Annotated in this window: 16 protein-coding genes and 1 tRNA gene; 8 read left to right on the top strand and 9 right to left on the bottom strand. The window is 71.4% G+C overall.

Translation table 11 applies throughout. The features are described from left to right. A partial coding sequence (locus tag ACIRG9_RS26135) for a M4 family metallopeptidase (protein WP_402861094.1) occupies positions 1-1,730 on the bottom strand: 1,730 nt, incomplete at its 3' end. Positions 1,731-1,900: 170 nt separating this feature from the next. Here ACIRG9_RS26135 and ACIRG9_RS26130 point away from each other — a divergent pair. Beyond that, positions 1,901-2,431: a hypothetical protein gene (locus ACIRG9_RS26130; RefSeq protein WP_402861091.1), complete on the top strand. Its 531-nt coding sequence runs from the start codon at positions 1,901-1,903 to the stop codon at positions 2,429-2,431. 158 nt (positions 2,432-2,589) lie between these two features. Here ACIRG9_RS26130 and ACIRG9_RS26125 read toward each other — a convergent pair whose 3' ends face one another. From ACIRG9_RS26125 to ACIRG9_RS26115, 3 genes are all read right to left on the bottom strand, one after another. Beyond that, on the bottom strand, positions 2,590-3,009 hold the full coding sequence (locus ACIRG9_RS26125; RefSeq protein WP_402861088.1) for a VOC family protein: 420 nt from the start codon (positions 3,007-3,009) through the stop codon (positions 2,590-2,592). Between the two features lie 63 nt (positions 3,010-3,072). Further along, entirely contained in the window at positions 3,073-3,489 is a 417-nt protein-coding gene (locus ACIRG9_RS26120) for a helix-turn-helix domain-containing protein (RefSeq protein ID WP_402861085.1), read from the bottom strand. Next, positions 3,486-4,367, bottom strand: coding sequence for a sigma-70 family RNA polymerase sigma factor (locus ACIRG9_RS26115; protein WP_402861082.1), 882 nt, complete (start codon positions 4,365-4,367; stop codon positions 3,486-3,488). Before ACIRG9_RS26115 ends, ACIRG9_RS26120 begins: the two co-directional genes overlap by 4 nt. 138 nt (positions 4,368-4,505) lie before the next feature. On the opposite strand from ACIRG9_RS26115, the gene ACIRG9_RS26110 reads away from it, so the two are divergent. Both ACIRG9_RS26110 and ACIRG9_RS26105 read left to right on the top strand, forming a co-directional pair. After that, the gene (locus ACIRG9_RS26110; protein ID WP_402861080.1) at positions 4,506-4,970 is read left to right on the top strand and encodes a carboxymuconolactone decarboxylase family protein; all 465 of its coding nucleotides are present in this window, start codon (positions 4,506-4,508) and stop codon (positions 4,968-4,970) included. Positions 4,971-5,134: 164 nt separating this feature from the next. Continuing rightward, positions 5,135-6,052, top strand: coding sequence for a hypothetical protein (locus ACIRG9_RS26105; RefSeq protein WP_402861077.1), 918 nt, complete (start codon positions 5,135-5,137; stop codon positions 6,050-6,052). A gap of 73 nt (positions 6,053-6,125) precedes the next feature. Here the strand turns inward: ACIRG9_RS26105 and ACIRG9_RS26100 are convergent, their stop codons facing one another. Further along, positions 6,126-6,632, bottom strand: coding sequence for a MarR family winged helix-turn-helix transcriptional regulator (locus ACIRG9_RS26100; protein ID WP_402861074.1), 507 nt, complete (start codon positions 6,630-6,632; stop codon positions 6,126-6,128). 75 nt (positions 6,633-6,707) lie between these two features. On the opposite strand from ACIRG9_RS26100, the gene ACIRG9_RS26095 reads away from it, so the two are divergent. Both ACIRG9_RS26095 and ACIRG9_RS26090 read left to right on the top strand, forming a co-directional pair. Then, positions 6,708-6,926: a hypothetical protein gene (locus tag ACIRG9_RS26095; RefSeq protein ID WP_402861071.1), complete on the top strand. Its 219-nt coding sequence runs from the start codon at positions 6,708-6,710 to the stop codon at positions 6,924-6,926. After that, entirely contained in the window at positions 6,850-7,113 is a 264-nt protein-coding gene (locus ACIRG9_RS26090) for an ester cyclase (protein WP_402861068.1), read from the top strand. Before ACIRG9_RS26095 ends, ACIRG9_RS26090 begins: the two co-directional genes overlap by 77 nt. Positions 7,114-7,185: 72 nt before the next feature. On the opposite strand, the gene ACIRG9_RS26085 is transcribed toward ACIRG9_RS26090, so the two are convergent. After that, positions 7,186-7,262, bottom strand: a tRNA-Thr gene (locus tag ACIRG9_RS26085). A 364-nt stretch (positions 7,263-7,626) separates the two neighbouring features. Here ACIRG9_RS26085 and ACIRG9_RS26080 point away from each other — a divergent pair. Continuing rightward, positions 7,627-8,718 (top strand): ABC transporter ATP-binding protein, encoded by a 1,092-nt coding sequence (locus ACIRG9_RS26080; protein ID WP_402861065.1) that lies wholly within the window; start codon positions 7,627-7,629, stop codon positions 8,716-8,718. A gap of 63 nt (positions 8,719-8,781) precedes the next feature. Here ACIRG9_RS26080 and rlmB read toward each other — a convergent pair whose 3' ends face one another. Both rlmB and cysS read right to left on the bottom strand, forming a co-directional pair. After that, positions 8,782-9,900, bottom strand: a complete 1,119-nt coding sequence (gene rlmB, locus ACIRG9_RS26075; protein ID WP_402861062.1) for a 23S rRNA (guanosine(2251)-2'-O)-methyltransferase RlmB — start codon at positions 9,898-9,900, stop codon at positions 8,782-8,784. Continuing rightward, on the bottom strand, positions 9,900-11,315 hold the full coding sequence (gene cysS / locus ACIRG9_RS26070; protein WP_402861059.1) for a cysteine--tRNA ligase: 1,416 nt from the start codon (positions 11,313-11,315) through the stop codon (positions 9,900-9,902). The genes rlmB and cysS overlap by 1 nt, the downstream gene beginning before the upstream one ends. Before the next feature lie 230 nt (positions 11,316-11,545). Between cysS and ACIRG9_RS26065 the strand changes: the two genes are divergently transcribed. Next, a complete protein-coding gene (locus ACIRG9_RS26065; protein ID WP_402861133.1) occupies positions 11,546-12,187 on the top strand; it encodes an IclR family transcriptional regulator in 642 nt (213 codons plus the stop codon). 401 nt (positions 12,188-12,588) lie between these two features. Further along, positions 12,589-13,629, top strand: coding sequence for an endonuclease domain-containing protein (locus ACIRG9_RS26060; RefSeq protein ID WP_402861056.1), 1,041 nt, complete (start codon positions 12,589-12,591; stop codon positions 13,627-13,629). A 283-nt stretch (positions 13,630-13,912) separates the two neighbouring features. Here the strand turns inward: ACIRG9_RS26060 and ACIRG9_RS26055 are convergent, their stop codons facing one another. Next, positions 13,913-14,875 carry an EamA family transporter gene (locus tag ACIRG9_RS26055; protein ID WP_402861053.1) on the bottom strand — a complete coding sequence of 321 codons (963 nt, stop codon included), beginning with the start codon at positions 14,873-14,875 and terminating at the stop codon, positions 13,913-13,915. Between the last annotated feature and the right edge of the window lie 54 nt (positions 14,876-14,929).

Here is a 14,929-nt window from a genome sequence, read left to right as displayed (position 1 = left end):
CCGGACGCGGAGAGCGTGACGGTCTGCGAGGTCCCGCTGGTGGTCGAGGTCGACACGGTGGTGGAGACCGCGCCACCAGCGGTCACCGTGCCGGCAGTCGGCGACACCGAGACGGAGAAGTCGTTGCCGGTCGAGCCGCAGGCGGCGTCGTTGCCGGCCACGTTCACCGCGGTCCACGCCGCCTGGACGGCCTTGTACTCGGTGGAGCAGTTGCCGTACAGGTCGGTGGCCGCCTTGAGGGTGTACGCCCGGGCGGTGTTGGCCGGGTTGCTGGTGTTGACGTACGTGGTGTTCGAGGTGAAGTACACGTCGAGCGCCCGGTAGTAGATCTTCTCCGCCTTGGCACGGCCGATTCCGGTCACTGCCGGGGCGGAGCCGCAGACCGGCGAGGTGCCGTACGCGGTGGCGCCGGTGCCCTCGGCCAGGTTGAAGAAGAAGTGGTTGCCCGGACCGGACGAGTAGTGCACGTCGACGTTCTTGGTCGAGGTGGACCAGCAGGAGTGCGACGAGCCGTCCAGCGACGGGTTGTACATGTAGCGCAGCGGCTTGCCGTTGCCGTTGATGTTGATCTTCTCGCCGATGTCGTAGTCGCCCGGGTCGCCCGGCGCGTTGGCGTAGAACTCGACCATCGTGCCGAAGATGTCGCTGGTGGCCTCGTTGAGGCCGCCCGACTCGCCCGAGTAGACCAGGCCGGCGACCGCCTCGGTGACGCCGTGGCTCATCTCGTGGCCGGCCACGTCGAGCGAGACCAGCGGCCGGGAGTTGCCGGAGCCGTCGCCGTAGGTCATCTGGGCGCCGTCCCAGAAGGCGTTGACGTAGTTGCTGCCGTAGTGCACCCGGCTCGGCACGCCGTTGCCGTTGCCGAAGATGCCGTTGCGGCCGTGCACGTTCTTGAAGTAGTCGAACGTCTTGGCCGCGCCGAAGTGCGCGTCGACGGCGGCCGACTGCCGGTTGGAGGTGGCGCCGTTACCCCAGGTGTTGGTCGAGTTGGTGAACGTCGTGCAGCTCCCGCTGGTGCTGTTGTTCATGTCGCAGGTGCGGCCGTTGCCGTGCGACGGGTCCACCAGCTGGTAGGTGCTGCCGGAGAGCGTCGTGTCGATGCTGACCGCGCCCGAGTAGATGCTGTTGCCGGTGCCGGCGACCGACTCGATCTCGTCGTACGAGCCAATCACCTTGCCGCTGATGGCGTCGGTGATGACGTGCAGCTTGGACGGGGTCTGCCCGTCGGCCTGCCAGCCGGCGGCGACGGTCTCCCAGGCCAGGCGGCCCTGGCCCGAGCTGGCGTCGACGAACAGCTCGGGCGCGCCCACGGAGGTGAGGGTGCCGGAGAACGCCTTGCGCGTGCTGGTCTCGGCGGCGGTCGAGCTGACCTTGGCGGTGGTGCTCAGCGTGAGCGGCGCGGTCAGACCGACCGAGGTGCTGGCCATCGTGCCGTTCGGGGCGGTGTGGACGACGAAGTCACCGCCGTAGACGCGCAGGCCGTGGTAGGTCCGGTTGTACCGGGTGTGGGTGGCGCCGGAGGCGTCCACCTTGGTACGGACGGCCTGGTACGACTCACCGTTGGCGCCCTGTACGGCACCGGGGTTGGCGCGGAGCAGGCTGTCCGCACTGGCTACCGCGGACTCCGCGGCCGGGGCGCTGGGGGTTGCCGCGTACGCCGTGGTGGTGGCGCCGGTCAGCAGGCCGCTTGTGAGCAGCGCTGCGCTGACGGCGGCAAGGGGTCTTTTCACGGGCCCTCCTGAGGGGGAAAGTTGTGACGGGGGTAGTCACGGATGTAGATATAGCGATACATCCAGGAAAGCGGAAGAGGGCAGGCCGATTCCGGTCGGGGACATTGGCCGTTCGGAGGAGGCCACGCAGGTGGGTGGAACCGGACGGCCCTACCCTGCGTCCGATCGGCATGAGATCGACTCCCGTCGCCGCAGCCGTCCTCGCCGCGCTGCTCAGCCCCCTCGCCGGGTGCGCCCAGGCCGGCGGGACCGGCACCACCGCGACCGGCGCGCCGACCGATGGCCCGATCAGCGCCACGACCACCACGCCGACCACCGAGCCCGCCACCGCCGGCGGCACCGAACCGGCCGGCAGGGCGGGCGTGGACGTGGTGCTGACCAGGTCAGGCGGCTTCGCCGGGCTGGACGACACCGTGACCGTGACGCCCGACGGCCGCTGGACCAAGGTCGACCGGGCCGGCGCCACCCGTACGGGTCAGCTCGCGCCCGGGGACCTCGACCGGCTCCGGCAGCTCACCGCCGACCGGCGCCTGCTCGCCGAGGCCACCGCAACCGCCACCGCCAGCACGTGCTCCGACGCCTTCACCTACCAGCTCACCGTGGGTGCGGTCACCACCAGCTACGTGGACTGCCCGACAGAGCACGCGCCGCCCGCCGCCACTGCGGCCGTGGTCGAGCTGCTCACCCAGGTCACCGACTGACGCTCCGCCGACAGCCATGCCGGCAACACGGCGGCGACCAGTTTCGTGCTCTCCACCGCCCGGCGCGGGGCCAGTGATGGACGGCAAGCAGCGCACGGCCGGTGGTCCCCCGCACCACCGGCCGCGCGCTGAACGTTTCGGTTGTCTGGCCGCCCGTCTCAGGCCTGGGAGAACATCTGGCCGATACGGATCTTGTTGCCGAACGGGTCACGGATGCCGAAGTCGATGCCGTACGGCCGCTCGGTCGGCTCGTCGTAGGCCTCGACGCCCTTCGCCATCAGCTCCGCGTACGTCTTGTGGGCGTCGTCGGTGGTCATGAAGAGGTGGCCGCCCAGCGCGCCCTTGGTGAGCAGCTCGCGGACCTGCTCGGCGGTGGCCGGGTCGAGGGCCGGCGGCCCGGGCTTCTCCAGCAGGATCTCGCGCTCCGGGTCACCGGGCAGGTTGACCGTGAGCCAGCGCATGAAGCCGAGGTCCGCGTCCGTGTTGACCTCCATGCCGAGCTTGCCGACGTAGAAGTCGAGGGCCGCGTCCTGGTCGAGAACGTAAATCTGGGAGCGGGAAATCGCGTTCATCGTCATGCCGGAGACGCTAGAGCACGATGCTGACCTGCCGCTTATCCAAAACTGACCGGTTCGGTACAGTCACCGGCCACCGGTGCGCGCGGTGGCGCTCGGTCGCATCCACGCCTTGATGAAGCAGCTCGGCACGCCCGCGGCGAGCGCCTTCTGCCGCCGGTACTCCGTCGGCGGCTCGCCGACGATGTCCCGGAACGTGCGGCTGAACGTGCCCAGGCTGGCGAAGCCCACCGCGTAGCAGATCTCGGTGACCGGCTGGTCGGTCTGCAGCAGCAGGTACATGGCCCGTTCGACCCGACGGCGTTGCAGGTAGCGGTGCGGGGTCTCGCCGAAGGTGGCACGGAAGGTCCGGATGAAGTGCGCCTCGGAGACGTGCGCGATCCGGGCCAGCGCCGGCACGTCCAGCGGCTGCGCGTACGCCCGGTCCATGGCGTCCCGGGCGCGCAGCATCGCCCGGTTGGACTCCTCGACCGCCCGGCTCATCCTGCCGCCTCCCCGGCGAGGACCAGGTCGAGTTCGCGGAGCTGGGCGGGATCGGCCACCACCTCGATGCCGATGATCCGGTCGGTGACGGTGAAGCTGATCGCGAGGCTGGTCCGGCCGTCCACGACGACGACCGCGCCCGGCAGGCCGTCGACGAACGCCGGCACCGCGGCCTGGGCCCGCCCGTTGAAGAAGCCGGCCACGCCGGCCGAGCCGCGCAGCTCGGCGTTGCCGCCCATCCGGACGGCGGTGGCGTCGGCGCGCAGGACCACGTACGGGTCGAGCAGGCTGACCAGGTCGTCGAAGCGGCCCTCCCGGGAGGCGGCGAGGAACGCCTCGACCACCCGACGCTGCCGGGCGGGATCGGTCTCCGGGTCGGCGGACCGGCTCTGCACCCGGCGCCGGGCGCGGCTGGCGATCTGCCGTACGGCGGCGGCACTGCGGTCGACCACCGGCGCGATCTCCTCGAAGGAGACGGCGAACATGTCGTGCAGCACGAACACCAGCCGCTCGGTGGGGCCGAGGGTGGTGAGCACCACCTCGAGCGCCCGGCCGACCGACTCGGCGAGCAGCGCCTCCTGCTCCGGGTCACGCCCGCCGACCGCCTCGGCGGTCGACCCGTCTCCGGCCACGTCCGCCGGCTCCTCGTGCCGGGCGCTGCCGGACCGGAGCCGGTCCAGGCAGACCCGCCCGACGGTGGTGGTCAGCCAGCCCGGCAGGTTGTCGATGGCGCCGGCGTCGGCGCGGGTGAGCCGCAACCAGGTGTCCTGCACGGCGTCGTCGGCCTCGGCGGAGGAGCCGAGCATCCGCTGGGCCACCGCGCGGAGCCGCGGGCGCTGTTCCTCGAAGCCCCGGACCAACAGGTCGGTGTCGCTCACGACCTCGCCATCCTCCACGCCCCGGTGACTGCCGTCACATCTGTCACGCCGCTCGCCCAGGCCTCGACATCCAGGTGACGGACGACGACGGACGGCGCGACGAACGCCGGCCAGCTTAACAGGACAGGATGGATCAAAATGGCTCTCGATGCACGCATCCAGAACCCGGCGGGCCTGCTCCCCGACGCGGTGAAGGGGATCAACCTGCTCTACAAGGCCGCGCACTCGGCGGGCGTACCCGGTAGCACGCTGGAGCTGGTCCACCTGCGGGCCAGCCAGATCAACGGGTGCAGCGCCTGCGTCGACTCCGGCGCACGCAGCGCCCGGAAGGCGGGCGAGACGGAGGAGCGGCTGTTCGCCGTGGCCGCCTGGCGGGAGACGCCGTACTTCACCGACGCGGAGCGGGCCGCGCTCGCGCTGGCCGAGTCGGCGACCCGGCTCGCCGACCGGAGCGACCCGGTGCCGGACGAGGTGTGGGACGAGGCCGCTCGCCACTTCGGGGAGAAGGAACTGGCCGCGCTGGTGCTGTGGATCGCCACCACCAACTTCTTCAACCGGATCAACGCGACGACCCGCCAGCCGGCCCCGCAGAACTGGGGCTGACGGCCGGCCGGCGCGGGCGGCGATCGCCCGTCCGCGCCGGCGCCACGGGTCAACACGAAACGGTCTGATCTGCGATCATGGATGCGCCCGCGGCGACACCCCAGGTGGCCGCGAGTGCCGCGACGGACAGCCCGCCGCAGGCGTACGGGGAATCGGGGGAAACCATGCGCATCAGACTGTCCACCGTGCTGGCCGGCCTGCTCGGCCTGGCCACCGCACTGTCGGTCGCGGCGCCGCCGGCCCAGGCCGCGCCCACCAAGTCGACCGCCACTATCGCCAGCCAACTCGTCCTCGAACCGACCGACTTCGGCTACCGCGGATCGGTGCAGGTCGAGCTGACCTACCGGGGCGCCGCGCCGGGCCGGGCCCGCTACGTGATCACCGAACCGATTCCCGGCTCCTACTACAACGAGGAGTGGGGCGTCACCTGCTACAGCGGTGGCGAGCTCCTGCCCGACCACCGGACCCGGGTCGAGTGCGACGTCCCCGGCGGGGAGCTCACCCCGGGCGAGCGGCGCGTCTTCACCGTCGACTTCCGCGTGCTCACCACCGTCCAGCCGTACGCCATGAAGGCCGGCAACGGGCAGCTCGACGTCACGGTCGACGGCCGTGCCGTCACCAGCGGAAAATTCTCGACCCTGTTCCGCGCGACGACCGGCTCGCTCGCCAACCCGAAGCAATATGTGCGGGACGAGCGGCCGGACGTGTCGGTGAGCGTCACCGGGGGCGTGACCCTGGTCCGGCAGCCGGATGGCACCTTCGCAGGCCGAATGCCGGTGACGTTGCGCTACAACGGCGACGCCCCGCACAACAGCATCTGGTACGAGGCCCGGGGCCTCCCAGAGGGTGTCTGGGAGCCCTGGATCGAGGGGTGCGTCATCGGCTGCGTGCCAGGTGACGCCTTCATGGAGGGCGAGGTGCGCACGTTCGAGTTCCTCGTCGAGGCGCGCCCCGGCACCGCGCTGGGCGAGGTGGGCGACGTAACCGTCGAATTCTTCGCTTCGACTTCGTACCCGGCACCGGACCTCAACCCGGCCGACAACCTCGTCACGTTCCCGGTCACGGTGACCGAGGCGGCCTGAGGCCCCACCACGGCCGCCCTCATCAAGGTGCCCCGGCACCTGGCGAGGGCGGCCGTGTGCTGTCGGGACGCCGTCAGGGCCGGGGGGCGCCCGGCTGCGGGGCGGCCTTGGACGCCTGCTGGGCGGCCTCGATGACCTCGGTCAACGTGGCGTGCAGCTTCCGCAGGTCGGCGAGGGGCATGCCGAGCCGCTCGACGATGGCCGGCGGGATCCGCTCGGCCTCGGCGCGCAGGGCCCGCCCCTTCGCGGTCAGGGTCACCGCGAGGCTGCGCTCGTCGGCCGGGTTCCGCTCGCGCTGGAGGTAGCCGATCGCTTCCAGGCGCTTGAGCAGTGGCGACAGGGTGCCCGGGTCGAGCTGCAACAGGCGGCTCAGCTCGCGTACGGAGAGCGGCGCGTATTGCCAGAGGGCGAGCATCACCAGGTACTGCGGGTGGGTCAGGCCCATCGGTTCAAGCAGCGGACGGTACACGGCCACGACGCCGCGGGCCGCGACGGACAGGGCGAAGCAGACCTGCTGTTCCAACGCCAGCGGGTTGTCGATCTCGCTGAGGTCTCCCGTCCCTTCACCGGATTTCGCCACGGTGCTACCGTACCAATAGTTTGCGCACCAACCATTTGACCACCAACCAACGGATCGCGGGACGGAGGCTGGACGATGGCTGGCGAGGAGAAGAAGGCATCCGGTGAGGGTGGACGCCTCCTGGGATGGGTGTTCCGCAACCTGGCCGGCCCGCCGACCGTGGAGAACGCCGTCCAGGGCGGCTCCCAGCAGGCCCGCGACCTGTGGAAGCAGGACCTTGAGCGGCGTAAACAGTGGAGCCGCGAACAGCGCGAGCGCAAGCGCGCCGAACGCGAGGCCCGGCGCACGGACTGACGTACGACGGGCCTCGCTGACCCAGGTGGGGCATCACCTCGGGCCGGTGGACGGCATTGCGCCGACCGGTCGGATCGTGCGCCAGATCAACTCGGTCGTCTATCACGTCGAGGACGGGCTGATCACCGAGTACTGGATGCAGATCGATCGAGCCGGTCTGCTGGCCCAACTCAGGGACGGCTCCTGACGGCATCACCCAGGGCGAGCGCTCACACCTGGCGGCGGCCCGCGGCCACTGCCAGGAAGTGCCTGATGGAGTTGGAGCCCCCGGCCGGGATCGAACCGGCGACATCTCGCTTACAAGGCGAGTGCTCTGGCCAGCTGAGCTACAGGGGCGCGTGTTGCCGTGGTCAGCATAGCGACTGACGTCGGGAAATCCCGCTCGGCAGGGGCTGTCGAGCATGGAAAACGTCAATTTCCCGACCACGACGCCGACGGATCGTCGCCACACTCACCGCGAGTCGGGAGGATTGCTGCCTCGCCGTGCCCGTGTGACCGTTATGCGGTATGCAGTCCGTCCCACCGGATGTTCACCGTCTTGGCATGGTGGCAAAACCCGTTTACCGTGCAGTGACACGGACGACACTCCGGTCGGCCTCGGCCGCCCGGGCGACGCCCGTTGGCCGGCACCGTGGGTGCCGGTCGCTCCTTCACTCGGATCGTCCGGCACGTTCCTGCCGGTGAAAGGAAGCGCTCCACCATGGCTACGGTCACCTACGCGAAGGCGTCCCGGATCTACCCGGGCACCGAGCGCCCCGCCGTCAACCAGCTCGACCTCGAAATCGGCGACGGCGAGTTCCTCGTCCTGGTCGGCCCCTCGGGTTGCGGCAAGTCCACCAGCCTCCGGATGCTCGCCGGCCTGGAGGACGTCGACGACGGCGCCATCTACATCGACGACCGGGACGTCACCCACCTGCCGCCGAAGGCCCGCGACATCGCGATGGTCTTCCAGAACTACGCCCTCTACCCGCACATGACGGTGTACGAGAACATGGCCTTCGCGCTGAAGCTGCGCAAGACCTCGAAGTCGGAGATCGACCGGCGGGTCAAGGAGGCGGCCGGGCTGCTCCAGCTGGAGGAGTTCCTCAACCGCAAGCCGAAGGCGCTCTCCGGCGGTCAACGCCAGCGGGTCGCCATGGGCCGTGCGATCGTCCGCGAGCCGCAGGTCTTCCTGATGGACGAGCCGCTGTCGAACCTCGACGCCAAGCTCCGGGTGCAGACCCGCACGCAGATCGCGTCGCTGCAGGCCAACCTCGGCGTTACCACCGTCTACGTCACCCACGACCAGGTCGAGGCCATGACCATGGGCCACCGGGTCGCGGTCATGCTCGACGGTGTTCTGCAGCAGGTGGACACCCCCCGGGCCCTCTACGACACCCCGGCCAACGTCTTCGTCGCCGGCTTCATGGGTTCCCCCGCGATGAACATCAAGACCGTTCAGCTGACCCAGCAGGGTGCCGCGTTCGCCGAGATGCACATCCCGCTGACCCGCCAGCAGGTCGAGGCGGCCCAGGCCGAGGGTGGCAACGGCAAGGTCACCGTGGGCTTCCGCCCGGAGGACTGCGACCTGGTCAGCCCGACCGAGGGCGGCATGCCGGTCGTGGTCGAGCTGGTCGAGGACCTGGGCTCCGACGCCAACATCTACGGCCACGCCGCGCTCGACGGCCACAACGAGCGCTTCGTGGTCCGGACCGACCGGCGCACCATGCCGAACATGGGCGACACCGTGTTCGTGAAGCCGCGCCAGGGCCGCAGCCACGTCTTCAACGCCGCCAGCGGCAAGCGCATCTGACGTACGCGAATAAGGGGCGGTCCGCCACGGCGGACCGCCCCTTATCGTGTCTGAGGACGCGGGTTACGCCTCGACGGCGCGGCGGCGGGCGACCTCGGCCAGGGTGACCGCGGCGGCAACGCTGGCGTTGAGCGACTCGACGTCGGAGACCATCGGAATGCTCACGGTCAGGTCGCAGGTCTCGCCGACCAGGCGGGACATTCCCCGCCCCTCCGAGCCGACCACCACGACGAGCGGGCCGACCGCGGCCTCCAGGTCGTACAGGTCGGTCTCGCCGTCGGCGTCCAGGCCGACCACCATGAAGCCGGCGGCCTTGCACGCCTTCAGCGACCGGGTCAGGTTGGTGACCTGGGCGACCGGCACCCGCGCGGCCGCACCGGCGCTGGTCCGCCAGGCGGTCGCGGTGATCCCGGCGGCCCGCCGCTCCGGTACGAAGACGCCCTGCGCGCCGAACGCCGCGGCGGAACGGATCACCGCACCGAGGTTGCGCGGGTCGGTGACTCCGTCCAGCGCAACCAGCAGCGGGGCGGCCTGCTCCAGCGAGGCCGCCATCAGGTCCTCGAACGGCTCGTACGCGAACGGCGGCACCTGGAGGCCGACGCCCTGGTGCAGCACGCCCCCGGTGAGCCGGTCGAGCTCGGCCCGGCTGACTTCCAGGATCGCGATGCCCCGGTCGGCGGCGGTCCGGACGATCTCGTTGACCCGGTCGTCGATGTCGATGCCCTGGGCGGTGTAGAGGGCGGTCGCCGGCACCTGGGCACGCAGCGACTCCAGCACCGGGTTCCGCCCGACCAGCAGCTCCGGGCTGTCCTTGGCCGGGTTGGACTTGCGGCCCGGGGCGACCCGGGGACCACTCCGGCCGGTGGTGGCCTTGCCCTTGCCGCCCTTGAACGGGGCGCCGGCCTGGCTGCCCTTGCCCCAGGTGGTGTCCTTGGTGCCCGGCTGACCGATCTTGGGGGCACGCCCCTCCTCGACCGCCGAACGGCGTTCCTTCTCCTGCTTCCAGGCGGTGCGCTGGGGCAGCTTCTCGGTGCCCGAGTACGCCTTGTGCCACGGGCGCTCGTCGGCGGGCAGCGTCCGACCCCGGCCCGCGAGGGAGTCCTTGTTCTTGCCGCCGGAGCCCTTCGGGGCACCCGCCTTCGGCGTCAGTCGCCGGCCACGGCGCTGCGAGTTGCCGGCCATCAGTCCTGCTCTCCAATAGTCCAACGGGGGCCCTGGGGGGTGTCCTCGACCACCACGCCAGCCTGCTTGAGCTGGTCGCGTACGGCGTCGGCTGCGGCCCAGTCCTTGCGGCTGCGTGCCTGGGCACGCTGCTCCAGCGCGAGCGCGATCAAGGAGTCGACCACGGCGCGCAGGTCGCTCGCGCGGCCGCCACCGGTCCAGGCCGGATCCAGGGGATCGACGCCGAGGATATCCAGCATCGCCCGGGCCTCGGCCAGGGTCGTGCGCACGGTCACATCGTCGTCGGCGGTCAGCGCGGTGTTGCCGTCGCGGATCACCTCGTGCAGTACGGCCAGGGCGGCCGAGGTGTTGAGGTCGTCGTCCAGCGCCGCGACGAATCCGACCGGCAGCTCGCCCAGCTGCCCGGCGCCGACCCGCTCGGCGGCCCGCTGCACGAAGCCCTCGACCCGCCGGTACGCGACCGCGGCCTCACGCAGCGCGTCCTCGGAGTAGTCGATCCGGGACCGGTAGTGCGCGGCCGCGTAGTAGTAACGAAGCTCCACCGGACGCACCCCGAGGGACGCCACGTAGTCGAGGTCGAGGGCGTTGCCCAGCGACTTGCCCATCTTGGCGCCGCCGATGCTGAGCAGGCCGTGGTGCACCCAGTAGCGAGCGAACGGCAGGTCGGCCGCCTGGGACTGGGCGATCTCGTTCTCGTGATGCGGGAAGGTCAGATCGAGCCCGCCGCCGTGGATGTCGAACTCGGGGCCGAGGTAGCGCCAGCACATCGCGGAGCACTCGATGTGCCAGCCGGGCCGGCCCCGGCCCCACGGCGAGGGCCAGTACGCGTCCGCCGGCTCGTCCGGCTTGACCCCCTTCCAGAGGGCGAAGTCCCGCGGGTCGTGCTTGCCCCGCTCAGGGGCGTCGCCGGCGGACTGCATGTCCTCCGGCGACTGCCCGGAGAGCGACCCGTACGCCGGCCAGGAGGCCACGTCGAAGTAGACGTCGCCGGAGCCGTCGGTGGCCGGGTAGGCGTGCCCGGTCTCGATCAGCCGGGCGATCAGCTCGTGCATCTCCGGGATGTGCCCGGTGGCCCGCGGCTCATAGGTGGGCGGCAGCACGTTCAACGCCCGGTACGACTCGGCCAGGATCTGCTCGTTGGCGTACGCGATCGACCAGAACGGGCGGGCCTGCTCCATCGCCTTGACCAGGATCTTGTCGTCGATGTCGGTCACGTTGCGGATGAAGGTGACCTCGAAACCGGACGCGATCAGCCAGCGGCGCAGCACGTCGTAGTTGACGCCGGAGCGAAGGTGGCCGATGTGCGGCGGGGCCTGGAGGGTGAGACCACACAGGTAGACGCCCACCTTGCCGGCTTCCCGGGGAACAAAGTCCCGGACCGTTCGGGTGGCGGTGTCATACAGGCGTAGCGTCACCGTACAAGGGTAGCCGTCCGCGCATTTCAGGGTCGCCGGGAGCCGGCCGTACGCTGCGTGCTGTGGATATGTCGGCACGCGCGGGTGAGCCGCGGTCCCGAGCCGGAGCGCCGTTGGGCGAGCCGCCAGCGGCGGCCCGCGGCGCGGAGGCGGCCCGCGGCGCGGAGGCGGCCCGCGGCGCGGAGGCGGCCCGCGGCGCGGAGGCGGCCCGCGGCGCGGAGGCGTCGGGGGTGGCCGGGCGGGGCGGGGAGACGGCGCAGACGCTGGACCGGGGGCTGCGGCTGCTGCACCTGGTCGCGGACGCGCCCAGCGGGCTGACCGTCACCGAGGCGGCGAACCGGCTGGGCGTCGGCCGCGCGGTGGTCTATCGACTGGTCGGCGCGCTGACCGGGCACGGCATGCTGCGCCGCGACGGCGAGGGCCGGCTGCGCCTCGGTGCCGGCGTGCTGCACCTGGCCCGGCGCGCCCAGCCGCTGCTCGCCGAGGGGGCGTTGCCCGCGCTGCGTCGGCTGGCCGAACAGGCCGGCGCGACGGCGCACCTGACCGTGGTCGAGGGCGGCGAGGGAGTCGCTCTCGCGGTGGTCGAGCCGAGCTGGACGTCGTTCCACGTGGCGTACCGGACCGGGTCCCGCCATCCGTTGGAGCGGGGCGCGGCGGGGCGGGCCATCCTCGCCGGCCGGGCGGGCGCCGCCGGCCCGATCAGCACCAGCGGGGAGCTCCAGTCCGGGGCGTACGGGGTGGCCGCGCCGGTGCTCGGGGTGCCCGGGTTGGAGGCGAGCGTCGGGGTGGTGTCGCTGTCCGCTCTCGACGTGGACGTGGTCGGCGCCCAGGTCACCGCCGCCGCAGCCGCGATCGCCACGGCCCTCGCCTGACTCTCCTCGACTCCGTGTCCTGGCCCGGGCTTGATCGGCTCCGCGCCCGCCGGGGCTCGATCGATTTCGCATCCCGGCCAGGGCTTGATCGACTTTGTGCCCGGGGCTTGATCCACTCCGTGTGCGGCAACATGTGGTCTCGTCATCGAATTTGACCGCCACATGCCGCACACGGAGTTGATCTCGCCCAGCAGGGCTGAGTTGAGGTCGCGCAGCAGTTGATCTCACGTAGCACAACTGGCGGCCGAGGTGCCGGTTGTCCACAGGCTGGTGGAGGCGACCCAGCGGCGATTGTCCACAGGGGTGCCGGCGGACGGTTTCGCGCCACCATGCTGGTCGGCATGCCTCCTCAACCACACCGGCCAGACCTCCTGGCATGGCGAGTGTTCCGTGGTTCAGACGTGGTTCGGCACGGCCTGCTCACCCGGCATCAGCTGCGCAGCTCGGCCTGGGTTCGGGTACGCCACGACGTCTACGCCGACGCCCGCCTCGATCGGGACCACTCGCTGGCCTGCCGGGCGGCAGCGCTCCAACTGCCGTCGGACGCACTGATCGCCGGGCCGTCGTCCGCGTACCTGCACGGCATCGAGCACGCCGCCGACTTCACCGACGACGTCCATGTTCTCGCGCGCCGCCCGGCCCGGCTGCGAAGTCAGCACCGGCTCCGAATTCACTCGACGCTGCTCACGGTGCCACCACCCGGGCCTCACCAACCCGGCCAACTGCTCACAGCGCCACCGCCCAGCCCCCACGAACCCGGCCAACTGCTCACAGCGCCACCGCCGAGGCCCCACCAACCCGGCCAACTGCTCACGGCGCCACCGTCGGGGCCACTCCTCCCACCCGGTCAAGGGCCGCGCGAGCCCTCGCGGTCGCTTTGGACGGCCGACGGGCCCCTGACGTTCGCGACCGACAGACCGCTGCGTACCGGCCCGGCGGACGCCGCCTGGGAGACCGCCGTCTGGTTGGATCCGATCCGCGCGGTCGGGATCGTCGACGCGTTGCTCGGCCGGGGCCTCACCACCCCGGCGGCTCTCGCCGAGATCGGCGACCGCAATGCCGAGCGCCCGGGCGGGCGGCGGGCGCGCTGGGTGTTCGGTCTGGCTGACCCGCGAGCGGAATCCCCGGCCGAGTCGGCCCTGCGGGTTCGCCTGGTGCTTGCCGGGCTACCCAGGCCGCTGGTGCAGCACCCGGTTCGGCTGCTGTCCGGCCTGGTGCTGCATCCGGACCTGGCGTGGCCCGAGTTCCGGGTCGCCGTCGAGTATGACGGTCACTGGCACGCCGAGCCGGACCAGCTCCACCGGGACCGGCGGCGACTGAACCAACTCGTCACGGCTGGCTGGCTGGTGCTGCACGTGACGAGCCACCGCCTCCATCGAGAGTTCCCCGCGGTCGTCCGTGAAGTCCGCACCGCCCTGACCTCCCGCGGCTGGCGACCTTGAGGGCTGCGTCGCCCAGCGACCGCGCCGCCCAGCGGCCACGCCGCCCAGCGACCGCGCTGCATGGTCAACTCCGTGTGCGGCATATTGCGATCAAACTCGCTGACGAGACCACATGTTGCCGCACACTGAGTCGATCAAGACGAGCTTGAGCAGGCGACCCGCTCGCCGGCCAACGCCAGCTCGACCACAGCAGGCGACCCGCTCACCGGCCAACGCCAGCTCGACCACAGCAGGCGACCCGCTCACCGGCCAATCGTCGGCTCGACCAGAGCAGGCGGCCGGCTCACCGCTCGCCGGCGAGCGCCGGCTCGGCCGGGGCGGGCGGGACGGCCTCCGGCGTGCCGCGCAGCTCGTCGAGCCGGACCAGGGCGACGCCGGCCACGATCAACACCCCGCCGAGCAGCTGGACCGGGCCCGGCAACTCGCCGAGCACCAGCCAGGCGATCAGGACCGCGAACATCACCTCGGTCAGCCCGACGAACGAGGAGAGCCGCGCGCCGAGGAGTCGGGCCCCGGCGACGCCGGTGAGGTACGCGACCACGGCCGCGATCAGCGAGAGGCCGGCGATCGGCACCAGCCAGCTCGTCTGGTGCCCGGCGAAGTTCACGTCGCCGGCATTCGCCCGCAGCGGCAGCACCCCGAGCACGCCGAGCAGGCTCAGCGCCAGTGCGCCGCCGGCCATGCCTCCGCTGGCCATCACCACGGACGGCAGCGCGGGATCGACCCGCCCGGCGATGACGTAGTAGCCGGCGAGCCCGACGCCCGCACCCAGTCCCCAGAGCACCCCGATCGGATCGAGGCGGCTGGCGCCGGTGAGGTCCAGCACGAACACCAGTCCACCCAGCGCGGTCAGCGAGCCGGCCACGGTGAGCAGCCGGGGCCGCTGGCCGTGGACCAGCCACATCCAGCCGACCACCAGCACGATGCCGAGGTATTCCAGCAGGAGCGCGACGCCGACCGGCAGGTAGCGGACCGCGTTGAAGAAGCACGCCTGGGCGACCGCCACGCCGAGTACTCCGAACACGACGATCGTGCCGGCGTTGCGGCGCAGCACCGGCCACCGGCCGCGCAGTGCCAGCACGGCCGGCACGGCCAGGACCAGCGCCGCGATGCCGACCCGGGCCACCACGACGGCCTCGGCGGACCAGCCGCCGTTGATCAGCGAACGGGCGAAGGTGCCCGAGGTGGCGAAGGTGACCGCGGAGATCAAGGCCAGGCCGAGGCCGACGCCGGACCGTTCACGCATCGACAGCTCCTTGATCCGGACGATCGGTCACGAGTGAAACAGGGTTATGCTGAT

Source organism: Micromonospora sp. NPDC093277, assembly GCF_044765245.1.
Taxonomy (GTDB): Bacteria; Actinomycetota; Actinomycetes; order Mycobacteriales; family Micromonosporaceae; genus Micromonospora.
The sequence above is the reverse complement of the archived record's forward strand: the minus strand, read 5'-3'. Positions and strand labels throughout refer to the sequence as shown.

What these genes read in the sequence shown, in the direction of transcription:
- ACIRG9_RS26095 (WP_402861071.1), top strand. Translation starts at nt 6,708, where the DNA reads ATGGCTGGCGAGGAGAAGAAGGCATCCGGTGAGGGTGGACGCCTCCTG.
- rlmB (WP_402861062.1), bottom strand. Translation starts at nt 9,900, where the DNA reads ATGGCCGGCAACTCGCAGCGCCGTGGCCGGCGACTGACGCCGAAGGCG.
- ACIRG9_RS26120 (WP_402861085.1), bottom strand. Translation starts at nt 3,489, where the DNA reads ATGAGCCGGGCGGTCGAGGAGTCCAACCGGGCGATGCTGCGCGCCCGG.
- ACIRG9_RS26105 (WP_402861077.1), top strand. Translation starts at nt 5,135, where the DNA reads ATGCGCATCAGACTGTCCACCGTGCTGGCCGGCCTGCTCGGCCTGGCC.
- ACIRG9_RS26125 (WP_402861088.1), bottom strand. Translation starts at nt 3,009, where the DNA reads ATGACGATGAACGCGATTTCCCGCTCCCAGATTTACGTTCTCGACCAG.
- ACIRG9_RS26130 (WP_402861091.1), top strand. Translation starts at nt 1,901, where the DNA reads ATGAGATCGACTCCCGTCGCCGCAGCCGTCCTCGCCGCGCTGCTCAGC.
- ACIRG9_RS26110 (WP_402861080.1), top strand. Translation starts at nt 4,506, where the DNA reads ATGGCTCTCGATGCACGCATCCAGAACCCGGCGGGCCTGCTCCCCGAC.
- ACIRG9_RS26080 (WP_402861065.1), top strand. Translation starts at nt 7,627, where the DNA reads ATGGCTACGGTCACCTACGCGAAGGCGTCCCGGATCTACCCGGGCACC.
- ACIRG9_RS26055 (WP_402861053.1), bottom strand. Translation starts at nt 14,875, where the DNA reads ATGCGTGAACGGTCCGGCGTCGGCCTCGGCCTGGCCTTGATCTCCGCG.